This window comes from Mycolicibacterium arenosum (assembly GCF_024320865.1).
Lineage (GTDB): Bacteria > Actinomycetota > Actinomycetes > Mycobacteriales > Mycobacteriaceae > Mycobacterium > Mycobacterium arenosum.
In genome coordinates this window covers 318088-344762 of sequence record NZ_JANDBD010000007.1, presented here as the reverse complement: position 1 = coordinate 344762, position 26675 = coordinate 318088, and the positions used below count along the sequence as shown (strand labels likewise).

Annotated in this window: 30 protein-coding genes; 17 read left to right on the top strand and 13 right to left on the bottom strand. The window is 70.1% G+C overall.

Annotated features, from left to right (window positions below; genetic code table 11):
- The first annotated feature begins 40 nt into the window (after window positions 1-40).
- Genes resB through NM203_RS18825 form a run of 3 tightly spaced genes read left to right on the top strand, consistent with a single transcriptional unit; the run spans window position 41 to window position 3636 of the window.
- On the top strand, window positions 41-1579 hold the full coding sequence (gene resB, locus NM203_RS18835) for a cytochrome c biogenesis protein ResB (RefSeq protein WP_255061734.1): 1539 nt from the start codon (window positions 41-43) through the stop codon (window positions 1577-1579).
- Complete coding sequence (gene ccsB, locus NM203_RS18830; RefSeq protein WP_255061613.1) at window positions 1580-2548, top strand: c-type cytochrome biogenesis protein CcsB; 969 nt, start codon at window positions 1580-1582, stop codon at window positions 2546-2548.
- A complete protein-coding gene (locus NM203_RS18825; RefSeq protein ID WP_408633376.1) occupies window positions 2545-3636 on the top strand; it encodes a MinD/ParA family ATP-binding protein in 1092 nt (363 codons plus the stop codon). Before ccsB ends, NM203_RS18825 begins: the two co-directional genes overlap by 4 nt.
- On the opposite strand, the gene NM203_RS18820 is transcribed toward NM203_RS18825, so the two are convergent.
- Window positions 3633-3794: a hypothetical protein gene (locus NM203_RS18820; RefSeq protein WP_255061610.1), complete on the bottom strand. Its 162-nt coding sequence runs from the start codon at window positions 3792-3794 to the stop codon at window positions 3633-3635. The two genes, NM203_RS18825 and NM203_RS18820, sit on opposite strands and share 4 nt — an antisense overlap.
- Window positions 3795-3904: 110 nt before the next feature.
- Here NM203_RS18820 and NM203_RS18815 point away from each other — a divergent pair, with 110 nt between their 5' ends.
- Together NM203_RS18815 and NM203_RS18810 are read left to right on the top strand one after the other, a co-directional pair.
- Window positions 3905-4183, top strand: coding sequence for a DUF4229 domain-containing protein (locus NM203_RS18815; protein WP_255061733.1), 279 nt, complete (start codon window positions 3905-3907; stop codon window positions 4181-4183).
- 5 nt (window positions 4184-4188) lie between these two features.
- Window positions 4189-5223, top strand: coding sequence for an aminotransferase class V-fold PLP-dependent enzyme (locus NM203_RS18810; RefSeq protein WP_255061732.1), 1035 nt, complete (start codon window positions 4189-4191; stop codon window positions 5221-5223).
- Window positions 5224-5255: 32 nt separating this feature from the next.
- On the opposite strand, the gene NM203_RS18805 is transcribed toward NM203_RS18810, so the two are convergent.
- From NM203_RS18805 to NM203_RS18795, 3 genes are all read right to left on the bottom strand, one after another.
- Window positions 5256-6053 (bottom strand): class II aldolase/adducin family protein, encoded by a 798-nt coding sequence (locus NM203_RS18805; protein WP_255061608.1) that lies wholly within the window; start codon window positions 6051-6053, stop codon window positions 5256-5258.
- A gap of 93 nt (window positions 6054-6146) precedes the next feature.
- Window positions 6147-7019, bottom strand: a complete 873-nt coding sequence (locus tag NM203_RS18800) for a 1,4-dihydroxy-2-naphthoate polyprenyltransferase (protein WP_255061606.1) — start codon at window positions 7017-7019, stop codon at window positions 6147-6149.
- Window positions 7020-7044: 25 nt separating this feature from the next.
- Window positions 7045-10071 carry an arabinosyltransferase domain-containing protein gene (locus NM203_RS18795; RefSeq protein WP_255061605.1) on the bottom strand — a complete coding sequence of 1009 codons (3027 nt, stop codon included), beginning with the start codon at window positions 10069-10071 and terminating at the stop codon, window positions 7045-7047.
- Window positions 10072-10142: 71 nt separating this feature from the next.
- Here NM203_RS18795 and NM203_RS18790 point away from each other — a divergent pair, with 71 nt between their 5' ends.
- The 3 genes from NM203_RS18790 to NM203_RS18780 are packed head-to-tail and all read left to right on the top strand — an operon-like array spanning window position 10143 to window position 13118.
- Entirely contained in the window at window positions 10143-10919 is a 777-nt protein-coding gene (locus NM203_RS18790) for an S-methyl-5'-thioadenosine phosphorylase (protein ID WP_255061604.1), read from the top strand.
- A complete protein-coding gene (locus NM203_RS18785; RefSeq protein ID WP_255061602.1) occupies window positions 10916-11944 on the top strand; it encodes an NAD-dependent epimerase/dehydratase family protein in 1029 nt (342 codons plus the stop codon). The genes NM203_RS18790 and NM203_RS18785 overlap by 4 nt, the downstream gene beginning before the upstream one ends.
- Before the next feature lie 46 nt (window positions 11945-11990).
- Complete coding sequence (locus NM203_RS18780) at window positions 11991-13118, top strand: nitronate monooxygenase (protein WP_255061601.1); 1128 nt, start codon at window positions 11991-11993, stop codon at window positions 13116-13118.
- Window positions 13119-13125: 7 nt separating this feature from the next.
- Here the strand turns inward: NM203_RS18780 and NM203_RS18775 are convergent, their stop codons facing one another.
- Window positions 13126-14154, bottom strand: a complete 1029-nt coding sequence (locus NM203_RS18775; protein ID WP_255061599.1) for a sensor histidine kinase — start codon at window positions 14152-14154, stop codon at window positions 13126-13128.
- Entirely contained in the window at window positions 14141-14833 is a 693-nt protein-coding gene (locus tag NM203_RS18770; protein ID WP_255061598.1) for a response regulator transcription factor, read from the bottom strand. Before NM203_RS18770 ends, NM203_RS18775 begins: the two co-directional genes overlap by 14 nt.
- A gap of 100 nt (window positions 14834-14933) precedes the next feature.
- Here NM203_RS18770 and NM203_RS18765 point away from each other — a divergent pair, with 100 nt between their 5' ends.
- The 5 genes from NM203_RS18765 to NM203_RS18745 are packed head-to-tail and all read left to right on the top strand — an operon-like array spanning window position 14934 to window position 18441.
- Complete coding sequence (locus NM203_RS18765) at window positions 14934-15590, top strand: glycosyltransferase family 2 protein (protein ID WP_255061597.1); 657 nt, start codon at window positions 14934-14936, stop codon at window positions 15588-15590.
- Window positions 15587-16264: a TIGR04282 family arsenosugar biosynthesis glycosyltransferase gene (locus tag NM203_RS18760; RefSeq protein ID WP_255061596.1), complete on the top strand. Its 678-nt coding sequence runs from the start codon at window positions 15587-15589 to the stop codon at window positions 16262-16264. Before NM203_RS18765 ends, NM203_RS18760 begins: the two co-directional genes overlap by 4 nt.
- Window positions 16254-16883, top strand: a complete 630-nt coding sequence (locus NM203_RS18755; protein WP_255061595.1) for a methyltransferase domain-containing protein — start codon at window positions 16254-16256, stop codon at window positions 16881-16883. Before NM203_RS18760 ends, NM203_RS18755 begins: the two co-directional genes overlap by 11 nt.
- A complete protein-coding gene (locus NM203_RS18750; RefSeq protein WP_255061594.1) occupies window positions 16880-17986 on the top strand; it encodes a molybdopterin-dependent oxidoreductase in 1107 nt (368 codons plus the stop codon). The genes NM203_RS18755 and NM203_RS18750 overlap by 4 nt, the downstream gene beginning before the upstream one ends.
- Window positions 17983-18441: a hypothetical protein gene (locus NM203_RS18745; protein ID WP_255061593.1), complete on the top strand. Its 459-nt coding sequence runs from the start codon at window positions 17983-17985 to the stop codon at window positions 18439-18441. The genes NM203_RS18750 and NM203_RS18745 overlap by 4 nt, the downstream gene beginning before the upstream one ends.
- Here the strand turns inward: NM203_RS18745 and NM203_RS18740 are convergent.
- Both NM203_RS18740 and NM203_RS18735 read right to left on the bottom strand, forming a co-directional pair.
- Entirely contained in the window at window positions 18367-19722 is a 1356-nt protein-coding gene (locus NM203_RS18740) for a hypothetical protein (RefSeq protein ID WP_255061592.1), read from the bottom strand. The two genes, NM203_RS18745 and NM203_RS18740, sit on opposite strands and share 75 nt — an antisense overlap.
- A gap of 29 nt (window positions 19723-19751) precedes the next feature.
- Window positions 19752-20255: a DUF302 domain-containing protein gene (locus NM203_RS18735; RefSeq protein WP_255061591.1), complete on the bottom strand. Its 504-nt coding sequence runs from the start codon at window positions 20253-20255 to the stop codon at window positions 19752-19754.
- 58 nt (window positions 20256-20313) lie between these two features.
- On the opposite strand from NM203_RS18735, the gene NM203_RS18730 reads away from it, so the two are divergent.
- A complete protein-coding gene (locus NM203_RS18730) occupies window positions 20314-20907 on the top strand; it encodes a TetR/AcrR family transcriptional regulator (protein WP_255061590.1) in 594 nt (197 codons plus the stop codon).
- 12 nt (window positions 20908-20919) lie between these two features.
- On the opposite strand, the gene NM203_RS18725 is transcribed toward NM203_RS18730, so the two are convergent.
- Window positions 20920-21474, bottom strand: a complete 555-nt coding sequence (locus tag NM203_RS18725; RefSeq protein WP_255061588.1) for a hypothetical protein — start codon at window positions 21472-21474, stop codon at window positions 20920-20922.
- A gap of 18 nt (window positions 21475-21492) precedes the next feature.
- On the opposite strand from NM203_RS18725, the gene NM203_RS18720 reads away from it, so the two are divergent.
- Window positions 21493-22263 (top strand): endonuclease/exonuclease/phosphatase family protein, encoded by a 771-nt coding sequence (locus tag NM203_RS18720; RefSeq protein ID WP_255061583.1) that lies wholly within the window; start codon window positions 21493-21495, stop codon window positions 22261-22263.
- Window positions 22264-22278: 15 nt separating this feature from the next.
- Here the strand turns inward: NM203_RS18720 and NM203_RS18715 are convergent, their stop codons facing one another.
- Window positions 22279-22554, bottom strand: a complete 276-nt coding sequence (locus tag NM203_RS18715) for a DUF4235 domain-containing protein (RefSeq protein ID WP_255061578.1) — start codon at window positions 22552-22554, stop codon at window positions 22279-22281.
- Window positions 22551-23231, bottom strand: coding sequence for a phosphate signaling complex protein PhoU (gene phoU / locus NM203_RS18710; RefSeq protein ID WP_255061576.1), 681 nt, complete (start codon window positions 23229-23231; stop codon window positions 22551-22553). Before phoU ends, NM203_RS18715 begins: the two co-directional genes overlap by 4 nt.
- A 181-nt stretch (window positions 23232-23412) precedes the next feature.
- Here phoU and NM203_RS18705 point away from each other — a divergent pair, with 181 nt between their 5' ends.
- Together NM203_RS18705 and NM203_RS18700 are read left to right on the top strand one after the other, a co-directional pair.
- Window positions 23413-24594 (top strand): zinc-dependent alcohol dehydrogenase, encoded by a 1182-nt coding sequence (locus NM203_RS18705; protein ID WP_255061575.1) that lies wholly within the window; start codon window positions 23413-23415, stop codon window positions 24592-24594.
- Between the two features lie 54 nt (window positions 24595-24648).
- Entirely contained in the window at window positions 24649-25665 is a 1017-nt protein-coding gene (locus NM203_RS18700; protein ID WP_255061574.1) for an iron-containing redox enzyme family protein, read from the top strand.
- On the opposite strand, the gene NM203_RS18695 is transcribed toward NM203_RS18700, so the two are convergent.
- Together NM203_RS18695 and NM203_RS18690 are read right to left on the bottom strand one after the other, a co-directional pair.
- A complete protein-coding gene (locus NM203_RS18695) occupies window positions 25642-25866 on the bottom strand; it encodes a CDGSH iron-sulfur domain-containing protein (protein ID WP_255061570.1) in 225 nt (74 codons plus the stop codon). The genes NM203_RS18700 and NM203_RS18695 overlap by 24 nt on opposite strands.
- On the bottom strand, window positions 25863-26555 hold the full coding sequence (locus NM203_RS18690; RefSeq protein WP_255061568.1) for a HemK2/MTQ2 family protein methyltransferase: 693 nt from the start codon (window positions 26553-26555) through the stop codon (window positions 25863-25865). The genes NM203_RS18695 and NM203_RS18690 overlap by 4 nt, the downstream gene beginning before the upstream one ends.
- Between the last annotated feature and the right edge of the window lie 120 nt (window positions 26556-26675).

Genomic DNA, 26675 nt, shown 5'->3' with positions numbered 1-26675 from the left:
CATCGCATACGCGCGCAACACCTGGCGCACGCTGACGTCGATGGGGACGGCGCTGGTGCTGCTCTTCCTGCTGGCGCTCGCCGCGATCCCCGGAGCCCTGCTGCCGCAACGCAGTCTGAACGAGTCGAAGGTCGACCAGTACCTCGCCGAACACCCGGTGCTCGGCCCGTGGCTCGACCGCCTGCAGGCCTTCGACGTGTTCGCCAGCTTCTGGTTCACCGCGATCTACATCCTGCTGTTCATCTCGCTGGTGGGCTGCCTGACGCCTCGCCTGCTCGAGCACGTCCGCAGCATGCGTGCGACGCCGGTTCCGGCTCCCCGCAACCTGTCCCGGCTGCCCAAGCACCACGAGGCCGAATGCGCGGGTGACGCAGCGCAATTCGCCGAGCAGGTCACCGGCCGGCTGAAGGGCTGGCGCACGGTCACGCGGCTGAACGGCGACACCGCCGGAGCCGCCCCGGCGGCGACATCCAGCTACGAGATCTCGGCCGAGAAGGGCTATCTGCGCGAGTTCGGCAACATCGTCTTCCACTTCTCGCTGCTCGGACTGCTCGTCGCCATCGCCGTCGGCAAGCTCTTCGGGTACGAGGGCAACGTCATCGTCGTCGCCGACGGCGGGCCGGGGTTCTGCTCGGCGTCGCCTGCGGCGTTCGACTCGTTCCGGGCCGGCAACACCGTGGACGGCACGTCGCTCAATCCGATCTGTGTGAAGGTCGACGACTTCAGCGCGGACTACCTGCCGTCCGGGCAGGCGCTGTCGTTCGCCGCGAACATCCAGTACCAGTCCGGCGAGGACCTGGTGACGAACACGTGGCGCGACTACCTGCTGCGGGTCAACCACCCGCTGCGCCTCGGCGGTGACCGGATCTATCTGCAGGGCCACGGTTACGCGCCGACGTTCACCGTCAGGTTCCCCGATGGGAAGATCCGGACGCAGACCGTGCAGTTCCAACCCGAGGTGCTGGAGACGCTGCTGTCGTCGGGCGTCGTGCGGATCGACCCGCCGGGCGGCACCTATCCCGACGAGGCGCAGCGGCGGAAGAACCAGCTCGCGATCGTCGGTCTGTTCGCCCCGACGAAGCAACTCGACGGCACGCTGCTGTCGTCCAGCTTCCCCGCGCTCAACGACCCGGCGGTCGCCGTCGACATCTACCGGGGCGACGCCGGCCTCGACTCCGGGCGGCCGCAGTCGATCTTCGCGCTCGACGAGCGGCTCATCGGCCAAGGCCGGCTGACCAAGGAGGTCAGGGTCAACCTGGCGGCGGGGGAGTCGACGCGGCTGGCGGACGGGACGACGGTGACGTTCGACGGCGCCGTGCCGTTCGTCAACCTGCAGGTGTCGCACGACCCGGCGCAGGTGTGGGTGCTCATCTGGTCGCTGACGATGATGGGCGGGCTGCTGGTGTCGTTGGTGGTGCGCAGACGGCGCGTTTGGGTTCGTGTCAGCCCCGCGGCGGCGGGTACCGTGAGCGTCGAACTGGGTGGCCTCGCCCGCACCGACAACTCGGGGTGGGGCGACGAGTTCGAACGGCTGACCGCGCGGCTCCTGGATGCCGATCACGCGGGAGAGAAGGGCTAGATGAACCCGAACATTGATCTGAGCCTCGCGAGTTACTCGGACTGGGCGTTCACGACGTCCGTCGTGGTGCTCGTCGGCGCGCTGCTGCTGCTCGCGGTCGAACTCGCGTACTCCCGCAGCCGCCGCGTCGAGAGCCGCGAGACCGTCAGCGCGGGCGTGGCCGCCGGCGACGGCAGGCCGGGTCTGGTGGTGGACGCGCCGCGGTCGTTCGACGAGCGGGTCGGCGGCGCCGGGCTGGCGATGGTCTACGTCGGCATCGCGACGCTGTTGGTGTCCATCGTGCTGCGCGGTCTGGCCACCTCACGGGTTCCGTGGGGCAACATGTACGAGTTCATCAACCTGACGAGTTTCTGCGGCCTCGTCGCGGCGGCGATCGTGTTGCGCAAGCCGCAGTACCGGGCGTTGTGGGTGTTCGTGCTCACGCCGGTGCTGATCCTGCTGACGGTGTCGGGGAAGTGGCTGTACACGCACGCCGCGCCGGTGATGCCCGCGCTGCAGTCGTACTGGCTGCCGATCCACGTGTCGGTCGTCAGCCTCGGTTCGGGGGTGTTCCTGGTCGCCGGCGTCGCGAGCCTGCTGTTCCTGCTGAAGATGTCGAAGTTCGGGTCGGCCGAGGGGGACGGTGTGGTGGCCCGCGTGATTCAGCGGCTGCCCGACGCGCAGACCCTGGACCGCATCGCCTACCGCACCACGATCTTCGCGTTCCCGATCTTCGGCTTCGGCGTCATCTTCGGCGCGATCTGGGCCGAGGAGGCGTGGGGCCGCTACTGGGGCTGGGATCCGAAGGAGACGGTGTCCTTCATCGCGTGGGTCGTCTACGCCGCCTACCTGCACGCCCGCTCGACCGCGGGGTGGCGCGACAAGAAGGCTGCGTGGATCAACGTCGTGGGCTTCGTCGCGATGGTCTTCAACCTGTTCTTCATCAACCTGGTGACCGTCGGCCTGCACTCCTATGCAGGGGTGGGCTGAGGTTGGTGCGCCCTCCGGCAGCTGAGGGACCGTCCTCGTTCCGATCGCAGCAGCGGTTCAGCGATCCCGCGCAGTCGATACCCCCGGAGTGGACCGCGCCGACGCCGCCGCACGGCATCCCCGTGGTGAACCCGGATACGACCGGCCCGATCGCGGTCCTCGAGCAGCCGTACCTGGACCTGTCCACGGTGGCGCTGCTCGGGCAGCCGAAGCGCAAGCCGACGAAGGGCTGGCGGCGGCTGGTGTACCTGTCGTCGGGCACGCTGGTGAACCTCGGCGACGGGGCGAAGGCCGCGCGGCGCGACACCCTGACGGCGCAGGTGAACCGGCCGCTGCGGGGCTGCTACCGCATCGCGGTGCTGTCGCTCAAGGGCGGCGTCGGCAAGACGACGATCACCGCGACGGTCGGTGCGACGCTGGCGTCGTTGCGCGGTGACCGGGTCATCGCCGTCGACGCCAACCCGGATCGCGGGACGCTGAGCCAGAAGGTGCCGCTCGAAACCCCCGCCACCGTTCGGCACCTGCTGCGCGACGCCGAGGGCATCGCGAGTTACAGCGACGTCCGGCACTACACGTCCCAGGGTCCCAGCCGCCTGGAAGTGCTTGCCTCCGAGAGTGATCCGGCGGTGTCCGAGGCGTACAGCTCGGAGGACTATCGGCGCACCCTCGAGGTGCTCGAACGGTTCTACAGCCTGGTGCTGACCGACTGCGGGACGGGCATGCTGCACTCCGCGATGTCGGCGGTGCTCAAGAAGGCGGACCTACTGGTGATCGTCAGCTCGGGGTCGGTCGACGGTGCGCGCAGCGCCTCGGCGACGCTCGACTGGCTGGACGCGCACGGTCACCGGGATCTGGTGCGGACGTCGGTCGCGGTCGTCAACGCGGTGCGGCCGCGGTCGGGCAAGGTCGACTTGAAGAAGGTCGACGATCACTTCGCGCGACGGTGCCGGGCGGTGCTGCACGTGCCGTTCGATCCGCACCTCGAGGAGGGCGCCGAGATCAGCCTGGACCGGTTGAAGACGCCGACGCGCGACGCGCTGCTGGAGTTGGCGGCCGTCGTCGCGACCGGGTTCCCCGCGACGCGCTAGCGCGGGTCGGTGTCGGGGTTTCCGATGCGGCGGAGGAAGTCGGGATCGTCGTCGGGGCCGATCATCCGGGTCTGCGGACGGGTGCCCACGGTCCGCGTCAACCGCCAGACCGCGTAGGCCAATCCCGCCAAGATGAGGACGAGGAGCAGATACTGCACGAAAACCTCCTTGCTCCGAGCATACGCGCCGTCGGTAGGCTCGGGCCGTGACTGAAGCCGACGACAACGCCGACGCGTCGCCCGAACCGGCTGCTGGACAGGCCTCGACGCTGGTACGGGACGTGCTCGCCTACCTGGTGGCCCGGCTGCTGCTGGCGGCGGCCCTCGCGGCGGTGGTCTACGTCGTGGGGCATCTCCTGAGCCCGGACTTCCCGATCACGGTGGCGGTCCTGTTCGCCATCGTGCTGGCGTTCCCGCTGGGCATCGTGGTGTTCGCGCCGCTGCGGCATCGCGCGACGGCGAGCATCGCGGCGTACGACGAGCGCAGGCGGACCGACCGCGCGCAGTTGCAGGCGCGGCTGCGCGGCGACGAGCCCACTGAGCGGTGACCGGAGTGCGTTCGGCGTTCGGCGCCGAATTCCCCGGAGCCCCAGGGTTTCTCAACTCGGCGACGTACGGCCTGCCCCCGTCGTTCCTGTCCGAGGCGTTGACGGCCAGCCTGGCCGAGTGGCAGGCGGGCACCATGCACGCGCCGTCGTTCGACGAGCCGGTGCGCCGTGGCCGCGAGGCGTACGCCGCGCTGATCGGCACCTCAGCCGAGTCGGTGGCGATGGGCGGCAGCGTGTCGGCGCTGCTCGGTCTGGTGGCCGCGGCGGTGCCCGACGGCGCCCGGTTCGCGACGCTGACGGGCGAGTTCACCAGCACGACGTTCCCGTTCGCAGCGCAGGCCGCCCGCGGGGTCACGGTGGTCGAGCTGAGTCCTGACGAGTTGGTGACGTCGGCGACCGATTACGACGGTGTCGTCGCCAGCGTCGTGCAGTCGTCCAACGGCGCAGTGCTCGACGTCGACGCGCTACGCGACGCGGTGGCGGGCACGGACACGGTGACGGTGCTGGACGCAACGCAGGCCGTCGGCTGGAAGAAGCTCGATCTGGGTTGGGCGGACGTGACCGTCGCGGCGGTTTACAAATGGCTGCTGGCGCCGCGGGGTACGGCGTGGATGTCGTTGAGCCCCCGCATCTCCGGGGCGATGGTGCCACACGCCGCGAACTGGTACGGCGGCGAGGATCCGTGGTCGACGATCTACGGGCTGCCGCTGCGCCTGGCCGTCGACGCGCGACGCTTCGACACCTCGCCTGCGTGGTTCGGCGCGCTGGGTGCCGGCGTGACGCTGCCGTGGTTGGCCGGGCTGGACGCCGCCGAGGTCGAGGCGCACTGCGTCGGGCTGGCGAATCGGCTGTGCGCTGAACTGTCGCTACCGCAAGCGGATTCGGCGATCGTGTCGCTTCCCATCAGCGGCGCCGCGGACAGGTTGGCGGCCGCGGGCATCCGGGCCTCGGTGCGGGCGGGCGCGGTGCGGGTCGGCTTCCACGTCTACAACACCGACGACGACCTCGACCACCTCCTCTCGGTGATTTCGGCGCGCTAACCGGTCGTTGGTGACCCGAAGCCGCGCCGAGATCACTCGAAGAGGTCGGGCTGCTCGCGGGTGATGCGGTCGTACAGCGGCTGGAAGCTGAACCACCCGGCGAAGTGCGTACCGACCTGACCGGACGTCAGCTTGGCCATGTCGGGGTCGATGAGGATCGGCTTGCCGACGGCCTCGGCCATCAGCTGCGCCTGGCACGACCGCTCCATGGTGATGAACCACCAGGCCGCCTCCTCGACGGAGTGCCCGACGGTGAGCAGGCCGTGGTTGCGCAGGATCGCCGCCTTGCGGCCGCCGAGTTCGTGGGCGATGCGCTTGCCCTCCTCGAGGTCGAGCACCACCCCCGAGTACTGGTCGAACAGGGCGTGGTCGTCGTAGAACGCACACGCGTCCTGGGTGATCGGATCGAGCAGCCGACCGAGCGTCGACCAGGTCTTGCCGTACACCGAGTGCGAGTGGGCGGCGCCGATGACGTCGGGACGCGCCGCGTGCACCTGCGAGTGGATCGCGAAGGCGGCCTGATTCAGCGGCCGGTCGCCCTCGACGATGGTGCCGTCGTGCCGGACCAGCAGCAGGTCGCTGACCCGGATGTGCCCGAAGTGCATGCCGAACGGATTGACCCAGAAGTGGTCGGTCAGCTCCGGGTCGCGAGCGGTGATGTGGCCGGCCACGCCCTCGTCGAAGCCGAACTTGCTGAACAGCCGGAATGACGCGGCGAGCCGCTGCTTGCGGTGCAGGCGCTCCTCGTCGATGGTGCGCTCCTGCGGCATCAGCGCCGCGGTGTTGCCACCTGCCAGTCGGGCGGCCTGTTCGGCTTCGTTCTCGGACATGGGTTCAGGGTAGGCCGCTTACCTCCGCCGAACGTTGGTTACCGACACGCGAAACCGCGCGGGACCGTGGCGGTAACCAACGTTCGCGCGGAACTAGGAGCCGAAGATCAGCGCCAGCGTCACCGCGACCGACCACACCAGCATCGTCAGGCCGGTGTCGCGCAGCACCGGAATCAGGTCCTTGCCGCCGAGTCCCCTGCGCACTGGGCCCGCGGCGCGCACCGCGAGCGGCAGCGCCATTAGTCCGGCCAGGCACCACGGCGTCGCGACCGCCAGCACCAGCGTCAGCACGAAGGCCACCGCGATCAACACCTGATACAGCAGCCGCGTCCTCTTATCGCCCAACCGCACCGCGAGGGTGATCTTGCCCGACTCCTTGTCGGTCGGTATGTCGCGAAGGTTGTTGGCCACCAGCACCGCCGACGACAGCGCACCGGTCGCCACGGCCAGCGCCGCGCCCACCCAGTCGACGCGCAACGCCTGGGTGTACTGGGTACCGAGCACCGCGACCAGGCCGAAGAACACGAACACCGCGACCTCGCCGAGCCCGCTGTAGCCGTACGGCTTCGCCCCGCCGGTGTACAGCCAGGCGCCCGCGATGCACGCAGCGCCGACCGCGACCAGCCACGGTTGGCTCACCAGCGCCAGTGCCAGGCCCGCCGCGGCGCCGACCCCGAGACTGATGAGCGCCGCCGTCAACACCGCCTTCGGGGATGCCACGCGGGACCCGACGAGTCGCAGCGGCCCGGCCCGCACGTCGTCGGTCCCGCGGATGCCGTCGGAGTAGTCGTTGGCGTAGTTCACGCCGACGATCAGCGCCAGCGCGACGACCAAGGCCAGCAGCGCTTTCCACCACACCGCACCGTCGAGGTACGCAGCGGCCCCGGTGCCCGCGAGCACCGGGGCGACGGCGTTCGGCAGCGTGCGCGGACGTGCGCCTTCGATCCACTGCGCGACGGTGGCCATGGGCGTCATCGTCGCACGCGTCGCGTCACGGCCGTTCGGGTGGCTGGGCGGGTGTGCCGCCCGCGCCCGCGACGACGTCGCGCTCGATCGTGACGTCGTAGCGGTCGCGGCCCACCGTCGCCGACCACACCCGCACGGAGCCCCAGTCGATCTCGGGGTGTCCGACCAACCGGGTCGCCACCTCCTGCAGTTCGCCGAGTTCGGCCACCCCCGCGAAGGAGCCGCCGATGGTCGGGTCCCGGTCCTCGGTGAAGAACGGCCGCGGCGACTCGATCACGGTGTCGGGGGTCTCTGCCAAGCCGGTGGAGACGACGGGGATGTCGGTGACGCACGGGAAGAGGAACGACTGCGGCCACGCGACGAGAACCGGTCCCCGAGTGGCGAGGAAGTCGCCGAGACCCACGATCGACCTCGACCGCGGACCGGTGACGGCGAGCCAGCCCAGGTCGTCGGTCCGGCCGTCGACCGCGCGGATGCGCACCCGGTCGGCGGAAGCGGGTGCCGACTCCGCGTCCACACCGACCGTGCGCCACAGCGGATGGTCGGGATCCTCGTCGACCGCCACTCGATCGACGGGCGCGACCTCGCCCACCGGCACGACGCCTCGTGCAGTGTCGCGGCCGTACTCGAGGACCAGCGCGTTGCCCTCGCCGAGGCGCCCCGATACCGACACCGCCACCCCGGTGCCGGGTCGCTGCGGCGGCAACGCGAACCAGCGGCTGACGAGCCGCCCGGCGGTCTCCGGGCTCGCGACCCGGCTGCCCCACACGAACGCCGACGCGCCCGTTCCCGGCGGATCCGGTGGCGGTGCGCCTGGGTAGAACCCCGATCCGGTGCCGAATCCCTCGGTGAGGTCGTCGTCGTCGGACGGCGCGAGGGGCGGGCCGTCGGGGAGTACCTGGATGTCGTCGGCCAACCCGCAGTCCCGCGCATCGTGCAACCGGTTCAGGTTGGCCAACGCCAGGGACCCCTCGGGCCGCCGCAGCGGGGCCGCGACGAAGGAGCCGACGAGCAGCAGCACCGACGTGGTGGCCGCGACGACCGCGACCGGAGCCGGGGAGATGCGGACGACGACGCCGGGGTGTCGTCGCGCCACCGCGAGAGCCGCGATCGCCGCCACCGCGAACCACAGCAGCGGGTTGGTCAACGGCAGTCCGAGGGGTTGGACCGGACCCTCCGACCACGGCACGTCGTAGGCCGCCGACAACCACCATGCGTTCGGCCCCGTGAACGCGACGGCGGCGGCGACGGCGCTCAGCGCGGCCGTGAGCACCCCGGCGACGACTCCGTACCCACCCGGTGCGCGCACCCGCTCCGAGACCAGCACCACCGCCACGGTCGAGAACGCCGCGAGCAGCGCTGCGGTCGCGCCGAGGTGATAGGACCATTTCGACGGGACGGCGGCCAGTGCGGCCAGGCTGATCACGACCATCGCCGCGAGACGCAGTGCCGCGGTGTCGAGTCGCCTACGCCGCCGGGCGAACGCGACGACGGCGGGCACCATGACCGCGGCGATCAGCACGGGTGCGCGCTTGGCGAAGCTGCCCTGTTGGTCCCGGCCCAGCAGATAGTGATAGCGGTCCGGTTCGGACGACCACGGCAGCGTCGGGCCGAAGAACGTGTGCCACCCCGTGGCCGTGCGCAGTGCGTCCCAGGTCTGATCGCAGAACACCACCGTGAGGACCGTCGCGGCCAGGCACGCGATGGCCGCGAATCGCAGTGCGAGGTCCAGACGGTCGCGCGCACCGCGGCGCGCGACGGCGAGCGCCCGCGGTGCCATGACGACCACGGGACCGGCGAGCAGGACGGCGGTCGGCGACACGGCGACCGTCAGCGCCGCGGTCAGTGCCGCGAGCCCGATGCCGAAGGCCGAGCGGGACCGCCACATCAACGCGAGCACCGTCGCAACACCGGCTGCCACATAGGATTCCGGTCGCGTCCCGAGGTTGAACGGCAACCACGCAGCGAGGAAGAACACCGCCGCGAGCAGGCGCACTCCGACCGCTCGGCCGCGTACCGGCAGGGCCGCGGCCAGGATCCCCCTGGACAGCACCAACCACGTCGCGATGCCTAGCAGCGTGCTGGGAAGCCGCAGCCACAGCGGCGCCAGGCTCACCGCGGTGAAGTGCGACAGCACCTCCTGACTCAACGCGAACGGCACTTCCGAGGCGTTCCACCACCGGTAGAAGTTGCCGGGCGACCCGGTATCGGCGACGGTCCGCGCGATCGTCGTCGCCCACCCGTCGTCCACCGCCAGCGGGCCGACGACAGCCCACCCGCCCAGGAGGACGACGACACCGGCGTCGATCCACCACACGCGGCGCGGCCGCAGGCGAGCCCGCCGCACGGAGCGCCGCCAGCGCGATCCCCACCCGAGTGCGACCAAGGAGGCTGCCGCACAGAGCAATTGAACGGCGATCAGAACCGACTTCGTCATGGTCGGACTCGTCGCGAACGGCGACCGGGTCTGTGCTGTAACCGAGATTCCCTTAGCCGCAACGGGACTCAGATCGGTGAGGAAGGCGAACACCCGCGGTACGGGCTGTCCGTCCAAAACGACCGGCTCACCCGCTCCCGACACCGACATCCCCGTCGCGTCGGCGGCGACGGTCACCGCACAGTCCGGTGCGTTGCGGGCCACCGGGACGTCGATCCGCGCGTCGTCGGAGTCGATGCGGATGCCGGTCGCGGTGGTGCGCACCGTCAGGCCCTCGCCGGGTGCGCCGGTGGCCAGCACCGTCGACGGGGCGCCGTTCCACCGCAACGCCGGACACCGCAGTTCCGCGGTGAGCGTCGCGGGGCGGTAGGGGACCAACAGTGCCGACGTCGGCGCGGCCGGTCCGGTTGCGGCCGGCCACGTCACGGTGGCCGACTGCGCGAACACGGGTGCGAACGGCAGCAGGCACGCGGTCAGCAACCCGCCGACGGCGATGACGAGCGCGACGATGCGCGACGTTGACGAGGTGGCGAGCAGGGTGGCCTTTCGGGTTGCGACCGGTCGCGGTAGCGGGCAGTGGGCTCCGGACGAGCCTGTCAGCCGTCCTAGGTCCACGTCGTGAAATCGGCCGCCTCGTCACCCGCCCGTCACGCGTCGCCGGCGGGGCATGCACCACAATGGGGACGATGATCGGAGTAATCGGAGGTAGCGGCTTCTACTCGTTCTTCGGAGACGACGCGCGCAGCGTCACCCCCGACACCCCCTACGGCGCCCCCAGTGCGCCGATCACCATCGGCGTCGTCGGGGACCACGAGGTGGCGTTCCTGCCGCGCCACGGCGTCAGCCACGAGTTCTCGCCGCACACCGTCCCGTACCGCGCCAACATGTGGGCGCTGCGCGCGCTCGGCGTGCGTCGCGTGTTCGGGCCCTGCGCCGTCGGCAGCCTGACCCCGGACCACGGGCCGGGCGCGATGGTGGTGCCGGACCAACTGGTCGACCGCACCCGCTCGCGCGAGGACACCTACTTCGACTCCGGCGGCATCCACGTCGACTTCGCCGACCCCTACTGCCCGTCGCTGCGGGCGGCGGTGACGGGTCGGCCCGGCGTCGTCGACGGGGGCGCCATGGTCGTGATCCAGGGGCCGCGGTTCTCGACGCGCGCGGAGAGCAAGTGGTTCGCGAACCAGGGCTTCACGCTGGTCAACATGACGGGGTACCCCGAGGCGGTGCTAGCCCGTGAGCTTGAGATGTGTTATGCGGCAATCGCATTGGTCACCGACCTGGATGCGGGCATCGAGACCGGCGGCGGCGTCAAAGCCGTTGACGTGTTCGCCGAGTTCGAGCGGAACCTGGTGCCGTTCAAGCAGCTGGTACACGACGCGATCACCGCGGTGGACGTGGAGCGGACCTGTACGCACTGCCAGCCGCACGAGGGGATGACCCTTCCGATCGAGTTGCCGTGAGGGTTCTCGTCACCGGCGCGGCGGGCTTCATCGGCTCGCGGGTCTGCGCGACCCTCACCGCCGCCGGTCACGACGTCGTCGGCGTCGACGTCATGCTGGCGGCCGCACACGGCACCTCGCAGCCACCCGACGGGGTCGACGCGCTCGACGTCCGCGACGCCGTCGGTGTCGCCGCCGCGCTCGAGGGCGTCGACGTGGTGTGTCATCAGGCCGCGATGGTCGGCGCGGGCGTCGACGCCTCCGACGCCCCGGCCTACGGCAGCCACAACGACTACGGCACCACGGTGCTGCTCGCGGAGATGTTCGCAGCGGGCGTGCAGCGCCTGGTGCTGGCGTCGTCCATGGTCGTCTACGGCCAGGGCCGGTTCGCGTGCGACGAGCACGGCGACGTCGACCCACTCCCGCGTACCAGGCAGGACCTCGATGCCGGGGTGTTCGAGCACCGCTGCCCGGTGGGCGGCGAGCAACTCGGGTGGCGGCTCGTCGGCGAGGATGCGCCGCTGCGGCCGCGCAGCCTGTACGCCGCGAGCAAGACCGCGCAGGAGCACTACGCGCTGGCCTGGGCCGAGGCGACGGGCGGCAGCGTGACGGCCCTGCGCTATCACAACGTGTACGGGCCGAACATGCCGCGCGACACCCCGTACGCCGGGGTCGCGGCGATCTTCCGGTCCGTCCTCGAGCGGGGCGGCGTGCCGCGGGTGTTCGAGGACGGCGGCCAGATGCGCGACTTCATCCACGTCGACGACATCGCGGCGGCCAACGCGGCGGCGGTCGAGGCCGAGCTCGGAGGTTTCGCGGCCTTCAACGTGTGCTCGGGACAACCGGTTTCGATCCTGGATGTGGCGACGGCACTGACGCGAGCCCGCGACGGGTCGACACCCGAGGTGACGGGGGAGTACCGCAGCGGCGACGTCCGGCACATCGTGGCGGATCCCGCGCGCGCTGCCGAGGTGCTCGGTTTCCGGGCCGCGATCAGTCCCGACGACGGGCTGAGGGAGTTCGCGTTCGCGCCGCTGCGTGCGTGAGCTTTACCGGACGTCGGGGCGAGCGGAGCGACGGCATACTGGCACTGTGAAACTCGACATCTGTCAACAATTCGGCATCGACTTTCCGCTGTTCGCGTTCAGCCACTGCCGCGACGTGGTGGCTGCGGTGACGAACGCCGGCGGATTCGGCGTGCTGGGCGCGACGGCGTACACGCCCGAGCAGCTCGACCGGGAACTGGCGTGGATCGACGATCACGTCAACGGCAAGCCGTACGGCGCCGACATCATCGTGCCCGCCAAGTTCGAGGGCAAGGGTGAGGCGCTCGCCAAGGGCGACCTCGCCGCGCGAATCCCGGACGGCCACAAGGACTTCGTCGCGAACCTGTTGACCGAGCACGGGATCGAGCCGGAGGCCACGCCGCGGCTCGGCGGCACCATGCTCTCGGGCGACACCGGCCACGAGCTGCTGGACGTGGCGATGAGCCATCCCATCAAGCTGATCGCCAACGCGCTGGGCGTGCCGCCCGATTACATGATCGAGGCGGGCCGCGCCAACGGGGTGCCGGTCGCGGCGCTGGTCGGCGCGCGGGAGCACGCGCTCAAGCAGGCCGCGGCGGGCGTCGACCTCATCGTCGCGCAGGGCACCGAGGCGGGCGGGCACTGCGGCGAGGTGAGCACGCTGGTGCTGATCCCCGAGGTACTGGAGGCGCTGGAGGCGATCGGCAGCGACATCCCGGTGCTCGCGGCGGGCGGCATCGTCAAGGGCAGGCAGATGGCGGCGATGGTCGCGATGGGCGCCGCGGGCGCGTGGACGGGATCGGTGTGGCTGACGACGGAGGAGGCCGAGACCGCGCCGCACACCGTGCAGAAGTTCCTCGCGGCCACCTCGCGGGACACCGTGCGTTCGGCGGGCCGGACGGGAAAGCCGTCGCGCCAACTGGTTTCGGACTGGACCGACGCGTGGCTGCCCAACGAGAAGGGGCAGAAGCCGCTGCCCCTGCCACTGCAGTCGATGCTTAGCGAGCCGGTGCTGCGCCGCATCGACACGCTCGCCGAGCAGGGCCACGAGGGCGCCCAGAAACTGGCGACCTACTTCGTGGGGCAGGGCGTCGGGATGATGAACAAGGTGAAACCCGCCCGCGACGTGGTGCTCGAGTTCATCGAGGACTACCTGGCCGCGGCGCAACGCCTCGGCGAATCCATCCCGGACTGACCGGACGCTACTCCTCGCCGGCCAAGGGCAGGCGCACCTCGAAGCGCGCCCCGGTATCGCGGTTGTAGGCGGCCAGCGAGCCGTGGTGGGCTGCGACCAGACCCGCGGCGATCGCCAGGCCCAGCCCCGACCCGCTGGGCAGCGAGGCGTCATCGCGCGGCACCCGGCCGTTCGATCCGCGGTAGGCGACGTCGAAGACGCGCGCCAGGTCGGCCTCGTCGATCCCCACGCCGGTGTCGTCGACCCGTGCCCAGGCGCCCCGGTCGTCGGCGCCGACGGCGAGTGCGACGGTGCCGCCCTCCGGCGTGTGCGCGATCGCGTTGGCGACGAGGTTGGACAGCACCCGCACCAGCGCGCGATCGCTGCCGATGACCCGCACCGGTCGCTCGGGCAACTCGGTGCGCAACACGACGCCGGCCCGTTCGGCGGCGATCCGGTGCGCGGCCATGACGTCGTCGACGACCTCGTCCAGCGCCACCTTGTCGTAGGCCGGTTGGACGGCGCCCGCGTTGATCTTCGACATCTCGAAAAGGTCGTCGACCATCTCGGAGAGGCGAACGGTCTCGTGCTCGATGTGCTTGGCGTGCTTGCTCACCTCGTCGTTGGACAGCACCCCGTCGGCGATGGCCTCCGCCACCGCGCGGATCCCGGCCAGCGGCGTGCGCAGATCGTGGCTGACGAACGCGACGAGTTGCCTGCGAGACTGCTCGGCGGCCTGCTCCGACTCGCGGATCTCCTGCTCCCACACCGTCCGCCGGGCCTGATATCGGGCCAGCATGACCGCAGCCGGGATGGTCACGATCGAGACGATGACGAGCACCACCACGATCCGTTCGAAGCGGAGCGTGGCCATGAACCCGCTGGCGCCGAGCACCCCGGTGAACGTCGCCAGGGTCGGGATGAGAACCAGCACGACCATGCTGACCGCCAAGGACCACGACCGCGCGAAGCGGATCACGACGGCGCCCAGGAGGACGACGGGGACCGAGCACGCCAGCGCCAGGCCGACGAGTTCGGCGAATTCAGCCAGGCGCATCGGGGCCGCCGCTCCACATGTAGCCGCGCCCCCATACCGTCTGCACGCGGTGCTGGTCGCCGAGCTTGGATCGCAGCCGCTTCACATGCACGGTCACCGTCGACAGGTCACCGAAATCCCACTGCCACACCCGTTTCAACAGCTCCTCCCGGCTGAACACCACATCGGCGTGGGTCACCAGGAACAGCAGCAGGTCGAACTCCCGGTTGGTCAGGCTTACCGGCCTCCCGTTGACGGTCACCGAGCGGGCGGCGGCCGACACCACCAGGCCGCCCGACGTGACGGTCGCCGTCGACGCGTCGGTGCTCGTGGTCGGGCCGCGACGCAGCACCGACCGCACGCGCAGGGTGAGCTCGCGTGGGCTGAACGGCTTGGTCACGTAGTCGTCGGCGCCGACTTCCAGACCGGCGATCCGGTCGGCTTCCTCGGTGAGCGCCGTCAGCAGGATCACCAGGACGCGAAACCCGCTGCGTTCGCGCAGCGTGCGGCAGATCTCCAGGCCGTCGGGGCCGGGCATCATCACGTCCAGAATCGCGAGGTCGATGCGCTCGGAGTCGAGCAGTTGCAGCGCCTCGTTGCCGTCCCGGGCGGTCGACACGTCGTGCCCATCGCGTTCCAGATAGCGGCGCAGCATGTCGCGCACGACGTTGTCGTCGTCGGCCACCAGCACTCGCGTCACATGGCCGAGGTTAGCCCCAGGCCGCAGAATGAATCCTCATGTCATCGTTTCGTCAGGTCCGTAAGGGTTTGCTTCAGCGTGATCGGGATAAAACTGCACTGTGAACGACGGTCCCGTCACGGTAGTTCTGCCGTGTCTGAATGAGGCGTCGTCACTGCCCGGCGTGCTCGACGCGCTTCCGGCGGGCTATGAGGCGCTCGTCGTGGACAACAACAGCACCGACGGCACCGCCGACGTGGCCCGCGCTCACGGCGCCCGCGTTGTCGCCGAATCCGCGCCGGGCTATGGAGCCGCAGTTCACGCGGGGATCGTGGCCGCACCGCCGGGAATCGTGGCGGTGCTCGACGGGGACGGGTCGATGGACCCCCGCGAACTGCCGCCGCTCGTTCGCGAACTGGAGGCGGGAGCCGACATGGCCGTCGGGCGCAGGCGCCCGGTGCCCGGCCTGCGGTGGCCCTGGCACGCGCGTCTAGGGACCTCGGCGGTGAGTTGGCGGCTACGCGCCAAGCACGGGCTGCCGGTGCACGACATCGCGCCGATGCGGGTCGCGCGCCGCGACGCGGTCCTCGCGCTCGGAGTCACCGACCGCAGGTCGGGCTATCCGGTCGAACTGCTGATGCGGGCCGCCGCCGCCGGGTGGCGGGTGGTCGAGTGCGACGTCAGCTACGGGCCGCGGACAGGCGGGCAGTCGAAGGTCAGCGGATCGTTGCGCGGGAGCTTCCACGCGACTGTCGACTTCCTGCGGACCATCTCGTGATCCCCGTCGCCGCTCTGGTCGTGGCCAAGGCGCCGGTGCCCGGTCTGGCCAAGACGCGCCTCGCCGCGTCGATAGGCGCCGAGGCGGCCGCCGATTTCGCCGCCGCGGCGCTGCTCGACACCCTGGACGCGGTGGCCGCCACCCCCGTCGCGAGCCGGGTGGTCGCCCTCACCGGCGATCTCGCCGCCGCCGCGCGGTCAGACGACCTACGCGTCCGACTCGCCGACTTCACCGTCGTACCCCAGCGGGGCGACGGTTTCGCCGAACGGCTGGTGCACGCCCACGCCGACGCGTCGGAGGCCGCCGGTGGCCTGCCCGTGCTGCAGATCGGGATGGACACGCCGCAGGTCACCGCTGAACTGCTCGCCGACTGCGCCACCGCGCTGACCGGTGCCGACGCCGTACTCGGCATGGCCCTCGACGGCGGTTGGTGGGTGCTCGGCATCCGGAACGCGCGCAGCGCCGAATGCCTTGGTGAGGTCCCGATGTCGCGAGCCGACACCGGTGCTGTAACGCTTGCCGCTCTGCGCGGCACTGGTATCGAGGTGCGTCTGGTGTCCGAACTGGGCGACGTCGACACCATCGGTGACATCGACGTCGTCGGCCGAGCCTGCGCGCCCGGCACTCGTTTTCATCGATTGGCAGCGGCAGAAGGAGCTTGGCGTGCTGGGTAATCTCTACGACCGCGCACTGACTGGGGAACGATGTTGGATCCGCAGGGACGACGGCACCGTGTCCGGGCTGCCCGTCCACAGTTGGCTGCGCACCCTCGCTGCGGATGCGGGCTTCGATCGCGCCATGGTGGGCCTGTGTGCGGGGCCCACGATCGACTTGGGTTGCGGCCCAGGCAGATTCGTCGCCGACCTGGTGCAGCAGGGGGTTCCCGCGCTCGGTGTCGACCAGTCGGCGACCGCGGTCGCGATGGCCCGCCGCCGGGGGGCGCCGGCACTGCGCCGTGACCTCTTCGAGCCGCTGCCGGGGACCGGACGCTGGTCGACGGTGCTGCTGGCCGACGGCAACGTCGGCATCGGCGGCGACCCGCTGCGCGTACTGCGCCGAGCGGCCGAACTGCTGGGGTCGAAGGGCCAGTGCGTGATCGAGGTAGACGCCGCGACCAAGGACGTGCAGTCGCACTGGGTGCGGTTGGAGTCGGCGGTGACGGTCGGACCGTGGTTCCGCTGGGCCACCGTCGGGGCCGAGGGCCTGCGCGGCCTCGCCGACGCAGTCGGGTTGGCGGTCACCGCGATCGAGTCGATGGACAATCGGGTGTTGGCGACGCTGTCGGCCGCATGACGACGGCCACCGCACGCGGTCCCGCCGTCACGGCGCGCGTCGGCGCAGCACTGGGCATCGCCGTCGTGGTGTGCTTCGGCACCGGACTGATCAGCCACTTCATCCAGCACCCGCAGCCGTGGTTCTGGTGGCCGACGCGACCGGTCTGGCTGTACCGCGTCACGCAGGGTCTGCACGTGGTCTCGGGGATCGCCGCGATCCCGCTGCTCGTCGTGAAGCTGTGGTCGGTGTGGCCCAAGCTGTTCGAACGTCCGATCCTCGGCGGCCCCGTCCGGCAACTCGAGCGGCTGTCGATTCTCGTCCTGGTCGCATCGATGCTGTTCCAGCTGAGCACCGGTCTGCTGAACACCGCGCAGTGGTACGCCTTTTCGTTCTACTTCCCAACCAGTCATTACGCGATGGCCTGGGTGGCCATGGGTGCGGTGCTGGTGCACATCGGCGTGAAGCTGCCCGTGATCCGGCGTGCGCTGGGCGAACCCCTTGGAGACGTCGCGTCCGGTGGTGCCGTGGGCCCGTCGCGCCGCACGGTGCTGGTCGGTGCGGGCGTGGCGACGGCGCTGGCCACCCTGGCCACCGCCGGGCAGACGGTCCCGTGGCTGCGGCGGGTGTCGGTGCTCGCGCCGCGCTCGGGTGAGGGGCCGCAGGGGGTTCCGATCAATCGATCCGCGGCCGCCGCCGGCGTGCTGCGAAGTGCCCGCTCCCCGGACTATCGCCTGACCGTCGTCAACGGAGCGACGACACGGGTGCTGACGATCGCCGACCTCGCGGCCATGCCGCAGGCCACCAGGGAACTGCCGATCGCCTGCGTGGAGGGCTGGAGCGCCAACGCCGAGTGGACGGGTGTCGTGCTGGCCGACCTCGTCGCCCTCGTCGGCGGCTCGCCGGATTCCGATGTCCGGATGATCTCCCTCGAGCCGCCGGGGCCGTACTCGCGCACGACGCTGCCCGCCGGGCACGCCCGCGATTCGGCCACGTTGATCGCGCTTCGAATCAACGGGGAGGTGCTCAACCTGGACCACGGCTATCCGTGTCGGCTGATCGCACCGACGAGACCCGGTGTGCTGCAGACCAAGTGGCTGACCCGGATCGAGGTGCTGCCGTGAGGGCGGTATTGATCCTGGCCGGGCTGGCCATGGCGGGTTACGGGGCGCTGCTGCTGTGGGACAACCCGTGGGAGGTGATCCTGAACATCGGGATCTGGGCGGCCGCGGGAGTGGTGTTGCACGACTTCGTCTTCGCGCCGCTGTGCGCTGCCGCGGGGTGGGCCGCGCGCCCCCTGGTCCGCGGTCGGCTGTGGCGGCCGGTCGTGGTGGCCGCGACGTGTTCGGTCGTGCTGGTGCTGCTGGCCGTCCCCGTCTACAGCAGACCCGGTGCACGCGCCGACAACGCGACGGTGCTCGATCGCAACTATCCACTGGGGCTGTGGGTTTCGCTGGCCGTCGTGTGGGCGTGCGTGCCGATCTACTATCTGATCGTCCGGCTGCTACCAGTTCGTGAAGATGAAGTGGTTGATCAGCAGCGCGCCGACGACGTTCAGAGCGAGCCACCAACGGTGTGATCGAGGCGGCGTCAGCGCGGCGGCGGCCACCAGCCACACGGTGAACGGCAGCCAGATGCGTTCCGTCTCGGCCTTGCTCAGCATGCTGAGGTCCGCGCACAGGATCGCCAGCAGTGCGCCGAGCACCACCAGGTGCAGGCCGGACCTGCTCTTCAGCGCCGCGATGTCGAACGTCCGCGCCAGCCCCGCCACGGTGCCCAACCCGACCGCGCACACGGTCGACGCGAGGTTGGCCCACGACCAGTACTGGAACGGCCGGTCCAGCGCGATCCCCTGCCAGTACCGATCCTGCACCAGGTGATAGCCGTCGAACCACCAGAACCCGGCCAGCCAGAACACGGCGACGACGGCGAGAGCGGCGAGTACGGCGGGCAGTAGTACCCGCAGGGCCGCGCGCAGGTTCTCCGCGGACACCAGCACCGCCACGGCCGGGATGGCCATCAGGCCCACGCCGTAGTTCAGGAAGATCGCCCAGCCCAACAGAAGTCCGCCAGCGGCCGCGTAGAGCACGGGAAGGCGGGGGTTCCCGCGCGTCGCGATGGCCAGCAGCGCGATACCCCACGCCGCGACACCCGCGAAATACCCGTCGGCGGACACCGCGACCCAGATCGCGGTCGGGGCGACTGCGACGAACGGGGCCACCAGGCGCGCGGTCTGCTCGTCGGCCAGGACCCGCGCGGCGACGACGATCGCGGCCGCCGCACTGGAGCCGGCGAGCAGGCAGAGCAGGCCGGCCCACGCGCCGCCGCCGAGGCCGATGCGGTCCAGCCAGACGAACGTCAGCAGCGCACCCGGTGGATGTCCGGACACGTGGGTGATCCACGAATTCGGTTGGAAATCCAGGATTCTGCTTGAGAAGGTGCGCACGGCTTCGGGGATGTCGGTGATCGTCGGCACCTGGCGCAGGTACTCGTGCCGGGCGGTCAGCCGACCGGCGAAGCCGCGCTGCCAGCCGTCGATCATCGCCAGCGAGAACGCCCACGCGCACGCCGTCGCCCACGTCACCCACGGCACCGCGGGCCACGGCAGCCTGCGGGCCACCGCCTGCCCCCACAGCACCGCGGCGACACCGATGACGATGGCGGGCAGTGTGCCCCAGCCGACGTGTGCCTCCCACCACCCGAATATCGGTGCGGTGTCCGCGAAGTCCCTCAGACGTTGCGGGGTCGCGTTGACGAGCGGGCGGACGATACCGAGGTCGAGGTACTTCGCCGAGAACGCCGCCGCCACCAGAAGCACCGCGACGACGACCGCGATCAGCTCACGGCGGATGGACCTCACGTCCACCCACATTAGGTGGGCCCGGCGGGCTATCCGGCGGCGGACTGCAGCAGTGCGACGACCGCCGCGTCGAGCCGTTCGGCCGCCGCGGTGGCCGGTGCGTCCCCGTAACCGGCGATCGCGCTGGCCACGCGGTCATAGGAGAGCGTGACGCCGCCGTCGCGTTCGACGATCAGGATGGTCACCGGAGCGTAAGAACCGGCGTCGGGAACCGACGTCGCCATGGTGCTCATCGTGACGGGGTTGCCCGCGATGATGCGCAGCATCCGGCGGCCGCGTTCGGGCGTGCGAATCGTGATCGCGGAGCCGAGGTCGAGGGACAGGAACTCGATCAGGCCGCTGGTACCGGCGGCCTCGGCGACGATCGCGTCGTACTCCGCCCGGTTCGCCGCCGTGTTGGAGCGGCTCAGCAGGCCGGCCAGGTCCGCCCGGCCGAGGCCGGCGTACACGCCGTCGACGACGTCGTCGAACGGCCGCTCGGTACGGACCGTGACGCGCTGCAACGGCACGGTGGTTTCGGTGGACTCGGCCATGACGCGGTGAACGTCCAACTCCGTACCGGGTATTCCGCACAGTGCGTAACCTTGGCGAATGGCACGGCCGCGCACGTTCGACGAGGCGGCGGTGGTGCATGCGGCGCGGGCGGTGTTCTGGGACCGCGGCTACGCGGCCACGTCCGTCGACGATCTGTCGAAGGCGACGGGGCTGGGCAGGGGCAGCCTCTACAGCGCGTTCGGGGACAAGCACGCGCTGTTCGTACGTGCACTCGAGGAGTACTGCGCGTCCGCACTGGACCGAGTCACCAGGCAGCTTCAGCAGACGGGCGTGCCCGCCTTCGAGCGGCTCTCCGGACACCTCCGCAGAATGGCCGTCGGCGCCGCCGCGGACACGGCCCGGCGCGGCTGCATGACGGCCAAGTGCGCCGCTGAACTGGGCGGCAGCGATGCCGACGTCGACCGCATCGTCGGCGACACCCTCCGGCGCTGGCGCGGTGAACTCATCGACTGCGTCATCGAGGCGCAGTCGGACGGGGTCATCGCATCCGACGTCGATCCGGAGTCGCTGGCAACCGTGCTACTGGCGCAGGTGCGCGGCTTCGAGAGCCTCCACCGGGCGGGCGTCGCTCAGGAGCAGTTGGTGGTCGCCGCCGAGCAACTGCTCGTGCTGGCGGCGGCGCGGACCTGATTCGCATCCCGTCTACGGTTGGCCGGCGATCTCGAGCCGATCGGCGAGGAAGAGGAACGCCGCGGCGAAGTCGTTGTCGCCGGTGGCGGAGCGCACCGACGTCCAGTCGATCTGTTCGCGCACGGCACGCGCCGCGGGGAGCAGGCGCGCGTAGTCGCAGTGGTGTTCGTTGAGCGATTTCAGCTTCTGCACGAACACCGTGGTCGCCGACAGCACCGGCATGGGCACCGCCAACACCTCGTGAACGGTTGCCGCGCCGATCATCTCGCGGTCGACGACGCTGCCGTTGACCCGGTGCAGGACGTCGACGAGCGCGGTGCCGAGTACGGCCTTGAACAACCAGTTCTCCGGTGGCCGTTCGATCCGGAAGCCGGCGCCGCGCAACGTCGTCACCGCCTGCTCGACGTCGGATTCCGCGACGACGAGATCCACGTCGTGCACCGGTTCGGGCCCGCCGTGCACCCACAGGGCGTAGCTGCCCGCGAGCGCGAACGACATTCCGTCAGCCGAGAGCGCTGATGCGGCGACCTTCAGAGCGTTGCGCAGTGGTGATCCGTCATCCGTCATGGTGGGTATGAAGTACCCATGCGAGTGGCCACGTTCAACATCCTGCACGGCCGCGACCTCCGGCGGGACGTCGTCGACATCGACGCGTTCGCCGACTGCATCCGCGACATCGACGCCGACGTGCTGGCGCTGCAGGAGGTCGACGTCGACCAACCACGCTCGGGGATGGCCGATCTCACCGCGGTTGCGGGTGCGGCGATGGGCGCGGTGAGCCAGCGGTTCGTCGCCGCTATCTCGGGCACCCCTGGCGCCACCTGGATGGCGGCCACCGGGACGACGCAGCCGGGCACCGCGGCCTACGGAATAGCGCTGCTGTCGCGGTTTCCCGTCAGTTCGTGGCAGGTGATCCGACTTCCCCACATCCGGGCGCGCTTCCCGATGTACCTGCCCGGAGCGCGGAAGGTGCTGATCGTCCACGAGGAACCGCGTGCCGCGGTGATCGCGCGCCTAGAAACCCCCGAGGGGAGTGTGACGGTGGCGAACACGCACCTGTCGTTCGTCCCAGGGTGGAATCGCACCCAGCTGCGACGGATCACACGCGATCTGCGCCTTCTGCCCGGCCCGCGGGTGCTGGTCGGCGACCTGAACATGACCCCCACCGCCGTCCGCCGCTGGTCGGGCATGCGAGCCCTCGGCGGCGCGGCCACGTTCCCCGTGGACCGGCCGGACCGCCAACTCGACCACATCCTCACCGACGACACGGGCCTGCGCGCCACCGCGGTCGATGCTCCCGCGCTGCCGATCTCCGACCATCGACCGCTGATCGTCGACGTGACACGCGACGGTTAGCGGCGGCGCCGGCGCCTACTTCGGCGGGCTCTCCCGCGTCACCGCGCGGTAGCCCTTGGCGCTCGCCCGGTTCACCGCCCCTCGGACCAGGCCGAAGACCAGGCCCTGCAGCGCTGCGGCAGCCAGCGTCGACCGCGTCGACTTGGTCAGGTCGTCGGGGTCGGGCGGCGGATCATCCGAGCTGTTGACCGCCTTCCACAGCTGGTTGAACACCGCTCCGGCCAGTAACCCGACCGCAACGCTCGCCGCGAGCGAGAGCGGTTGGTACAGCACCTTGGTCGTTCGGCTCATAGCGTTGCCTCCATCGCCGCCTCGTAATCCGTCCGCTCCGGTGTCTCGCCGGTCGCCTCGAAGACGATTCGCCGCGCGATCTCGACGGCGTGGTCGGCGAAGCGTTCGTAGAATCGGCCCAGCAGTGCGACGTCGACCGCAGCCGCGGCGCCGTGCGTCCACGTCGCATCGGAGACGAGGGTGAACAAGCGGCGGTGCAGATCGTTCATCTCACGGTCCGCCGGACCGACCTCGCGTGCTTTGTCGGCGTCGAAGTCGGCCAGTGCGTGGTGAGCGCGATTCGCGAGTTCGACTGCCACTCTGCCCATTTCAGCGAAGTGTGCGGTGGTGTCCGAGGGTATCGCGGGTGCAGGGTGGTTTCGTTGGGCGACCTTGGCGACGTTGGCCGCCAGCCCACCCATGCGGTCGGCGTCGCCTGCGATCCGGATGGCCGACACCACGAATCGCAGCTCGCGCGCAACGGGTGCCTGGCGTGCCAGCACCGTCAGGGTGCGGTCCTGCACCCGTTGGTTCAGCGCGCTGAGATGGGAGAGCTCGCTCCACACCCGGTCCGCGGCGTTCATGTCGCCGTAAACCACAGCGGCGGTGGCGCTCGACATGATCGAACCCGCCGTGGCGCACATCGCGCCGAGCTCGGCGGCCAGCCGGTCCAGCTCGGCGTGGAACGTGGTGCGCATGTCACACCCCCTGTCATCTTGCGGCGACGTACCCGCTGACGCGAGCGTTAAACGTCGGCGTTGATTGACGCGCGCGAATGCTCAGGGCAGGCGCGAAACGTGTTCGTGGGGCTGGTTTCAGCGTGGTGGCCGAGGGTAGAGCGAGCAGTCGACACGCACGCGATACGACCGAGGAGGTCAGATGAAGGCGGTTACCTGGCAGGGCAAGCGCGACGTACGGGTGGAGACCGTCCCGGATCCGAAGATCGAGAACGACACCGACGCGATCATCGAGGTGACGTCCACCAACATCTGCGGGTCGGATCTGCACCTGTACGAGATCCTGGGCTCGTACATGACACCCGGCGACATCCTGGGGCACGAGCCGATGGGCGTCGTTCGCGAGGTCGGACCGGGGGTGCCGAACCTGTCGCAGGGTGATCGGGTGGTCATACCGTTCCAGATTTCCTGCGGCAGTTGCTTCATGTGCGACCGCCGGCTGTACACCCAGTGCGAGACGACTCAGGTTCGGGAGCAGGGAATGGGTGCGGCGCTGTTCGGCTACTCGCAGCTGTACGGCTCGGTGCCGGGTGGACAGGCCGAGTACCTGAGGGTGCCGCAAGCGCAGTTCACCCACATCAAAGTGCCTGACGGACCGCCTGATTCGCGGTTCGTCTATCTCTCCGACGTGCTGCCGACGGCATGGCAGTCGGTGGAGTACGCGGAGATCCCCGACGGCGGATCGGTCACGGTCCTCGGTTTGGGGCCCATCGGCGACATGGCCGCGCGCATCGCCCACCACCTCGGCTACCGGGTCATCGGAGTCGACCTGGTGCCCGAGCGACTCGCGCGCACCGCGGCGTTCGGGATCGACGTCGTCGACCTGAACACCGTCGACGGTTCCGTCGCGGACGTCATCAGGGACATGACCGACGGCCGAGGCACCGATTCGGTGATCGACGCGGTCGGGATGGAGGCACACGGGTCGCCGGTCGCCAAGATCGCCCAGCAGGCGACGTCGTTCCTTCCCGACGCGCTGGCGCGGCCGCTGCTCGAGAAGGCGGGTGTGGACCGGTTGGCCGCACTGCACTCGGCGATCGACATCGTCCGCCGCGGCGGCACGATCTCGCTCATCGGGGTGTACGGGGGAATGGCCGACCCGATGCCCATGCTGACGCTGTTCGACAAGCAGGTGCGGATGCGGATGGGACAGGCGAACGTGAAGCGCTGGGTGGACGACATCATGCCGTTGCTCACCGACGCCGATCCGCTGGGCGTCGACACGTTCGCCACCCACGTGGTTTCGCTGGACGAAGCGCCGCACGCGTACGAGATCTTCCAGAAGAAGCAGGACGGCGCGGTGAAGGTGATCCTGAAACCCTGATCGCGATACTGGTCACCGCCGTTTCGGCGGAGCCACGGCGGGTACCGGATCTCGGTGACATACGCAGCGACCAACCTCGAGCCCGCACTTCCGACCGCGGTCGGGCCGGTGTCGGGGGCGATACTGGAGCACCTGAGCGGCCGGGCGCCGCGTCGGTTCTATGTACCGGTGGAGGCGCCGGTCGGCGATTCCCATCCGTGCGGGCTCGACGTCCAGCTCGCGCTCTACATCTGCTACGAGCTGCACTACCGCGGCTTCGCGGGCGTGGACTCGCGTTGGGAGTGGGATCCGGGTGTGCTGCAGTTCCGAGGTCGCCTCGAGCAGACCTTCCTCAATCTCATGCGCGACGAGATCGGTGACATCGCCGGCGTCACGGCCGCCGACGAACTCGCGCGCCTGTCGGTGGAGCCGGCCGACGGCGACGGTCCGTCGTACCACCTCGGCGACACCGGCACGTGGCAGCAGATGCGGGAGTACTTCGTGCACCGGTCGGTGTACCACCTTAAGGAGGGCGATCCCCACGCCTGGGCGATTCCGCGGTTGACCGGCACGGCCAAGGCGGCGTTCGTCGCGGTCGAGTTCGACGAGTTCGGCGGCGGTCGAGCGGACCACGGTCACCAACACCTCTTCGCCGAGCTGCTGGCGGCTGCGGATCTCGATCCGACCTATCTCCACTACCTCGACGACGTGACGGCCGAAGCGCTCGCCGCCGTGAACCTCATGTCGATGTTCGGGCTGCACCGTGACCTGCGCGGTGCCGCGGTGGGACACTTCGCCGCCACCGAGACCACGTCGTCGCCGGGCTCACGTCGGCTGGTGGACGCGCTGACCCGCATGGGTGCACCCGAACCGTGCCTGCGCTTCTACCGTGAACACGTCGAGGCCGACGCCGTGCACGAACAGGTGGTGAAGACCGACGTCGTCGGCGACCTGGTGAGCCGCGAGCCGCAGCTGGAAAGCGATGTGGTGCTGGGGATCCGGGCGTTCGAGTGGATCGAGGACCGGCTGGCCGAGCATCTGATGACGTGTTGGCGCGACGGCCGGAGCTCACTCCGGCGCGGGCTCGACTGACGTCTTCTTCGCCGCTTTGCGGCGGTGACTCGTATCGCACAGCGGATACGTCTTGCTGCGTCGGCACGTGCAGATCGCGACCTGAAAGCGGTCCGATTCGACCACCGTGCCGTCGGGTGCCTCCACGCGTACCGGGCCCTCGACGAGCACGGGTCCGCCTTTGACGATGCGGACGAGCCGCACCTGCTCGCTCTCCGTCACGGAACGTCGGCTCGGATCACGATGAGCTGCTCGGTGCGCCTGCCCACCGGCAACCGCCCCGTGCTCTCGAGCCAGCGGGCCCGTGCGGTGAGCACCGGACCGAACGGAATCCACTGGCGCGCAATGACGGAGGCCTTCAGGCCCGTGGCGCGCAGGGACCGCAGCGATGCGTCGATACCGCACAGCTCCGATTGCACTAGGAGCAGCGTGCCCTCGTCTCCGAGGAGGTCGGGCGCCGCCGCGCAGAGCGGGTCGAGGACGAGCCGACCGTCGGGACCCGCGTCGTACGCGAGGGCCGGACCGATGTTCGCGGGAACGGGGGCGACCTCGGGATCCTCCGGACACGGGACGTAAGGGGGGTTGCACAGGACGAGGTCGAAGGGGCCACTGAGCGCCGCGGTCCGGAAGGACTCCTGCCGGACGTCCACGACGACACCCGCTGCGGCGGCGTTCGTCCGCGCGCATGCGACCGCTTCCCCGGACAGGTCGAAGGCTGTCACGGATTCCGCGCCGAGACGGGCGGCTTCGATGGCCAGCACGCCGCTACCGGTGCACAGATCGGCCACCCGGTTGCCCGGTGCCAGCCCGGTGGTGGCCATGGTGGCTGCCATCAGCCGCGAATCCTCCTGCGGCCGATACACACTGCGGACCCGATCGACGGCGATGTCGATGTCGTACGTTGCGGTCACGGAATCCTCTTCCGGTTGATGCGATTTGCAGGCTGATACCCGACCTGTGAGGTTTCAAGCGAAAGGCACTGCGTCGCAACATGTGGCACAGCGGCAACGACGAACCCGGCGACCGTATGC

What these genes read in the sequence shown, in the direction of transcription:
- NM203_RS18720 (WP_255061583.1), top strand. Translation starts at nt 21,493, where the DNA reads ATGCGAGTGGCCACGTTCAACATCCTGCACGGCCGCGACCTCCGGCGG.
- NM203_RS18725 (WP_255061588.1), bottom strand. Translation starts at nt 21,474, where the DNA reads ATGACGGATGACGGATCACCACTGCGCAACGCTCTGAAGGTCGCCGCA.
- resB (WP_255061734.1), top strand. Translation starts at nt 41, where the DNA reads ATGGGGACGGCGCTGGTGCTGCTCTTCCTGCTGGCGCTCGCCGCGATC.
- NM203_RS18705 (WP_255061575.1), top strand. Translation starts at nt 23,413, where the DNA reads ATGAAGGCGGTTACCTGGCAGGGCAAGCGCGACGTACGGGTGGAGACC.
- NM203_RS18750 (WP_255061594.1), top strand. Translation starts at nt 16,880, where the DNA reads ATGACGACGGCCACCGCACGCGGTCCCGCCGTCACGGCGCGCGTCGGC.
- phoU (WP_255061576.1), bottom strand. Translation starts at nt 23,231, where the DNA reads ATGCGCACCACGTTCCACGCCGAGCTGGACCGGCTGGCCGCCGAGCTC.
- ccsB (WP_255061613.1), top strand. Translation starts at nt 1,580, where the DNA reads ATGAACCCGAACATTGATCTGAGCCTCGCGAGTTACTCGGACTGGGCG.
- NM203_RS18805 (WP_255061608.1), bottom strand. Translation starts at nt 6,053, where the DNA reads ATGTCCGAGAACGAAGCCGAACAGGCCGCCCGACTGGCAGGTGGCAAC.
- NM203_RS18790 (WP_255061604.1), top strand. Translation starts at nt 10,143, where the DNA reads ATGATCGGAGTAATCGGAGGTAGCGGCTTCTACTCGTTCTTCGGAGAC.
- NM203_RS18715 (WP_255061578.1), bottom strand. Translation starts at nt 22,554, where the DNA reads ATGAGCCGAACGACCAAGGTGCTGTACCAACCGCTCTCGCTCGCGGCG.
- NM203_RS18775 (WP_255061599.1), bottom strand. Translation starts at nt 14,154, where the DNA reads ATGCGCCTGGCTGAATTCGCCGAACTCGTCGGCCTGGCGCTGGCGTGC.
- NM203_RS18730 (WP_255061590.1), top strand. Translation starts at nt 20,314, where the DNA reads ATGGCACGGCCGCGCACGTTCGACGAGGCGGCGGTGGTGCATGCGGCG.
- NM203_RS18800 (WP_255061606.1), bottom strand. Translation starts at nt 7,019, where the DNA reads ATGGCCACCGTCGCGCAGTGGATCGAAGGCGCACGTCCGCGCACGCTG.
- NM203_RS18735 (WP_255061591.1), bottom strand. Translation starts at nt 20,255, where the DNA reads ATGGCCGAGTCCACCGAAACCACCGTGCCGTTGCAGCGCGTCACGGTC.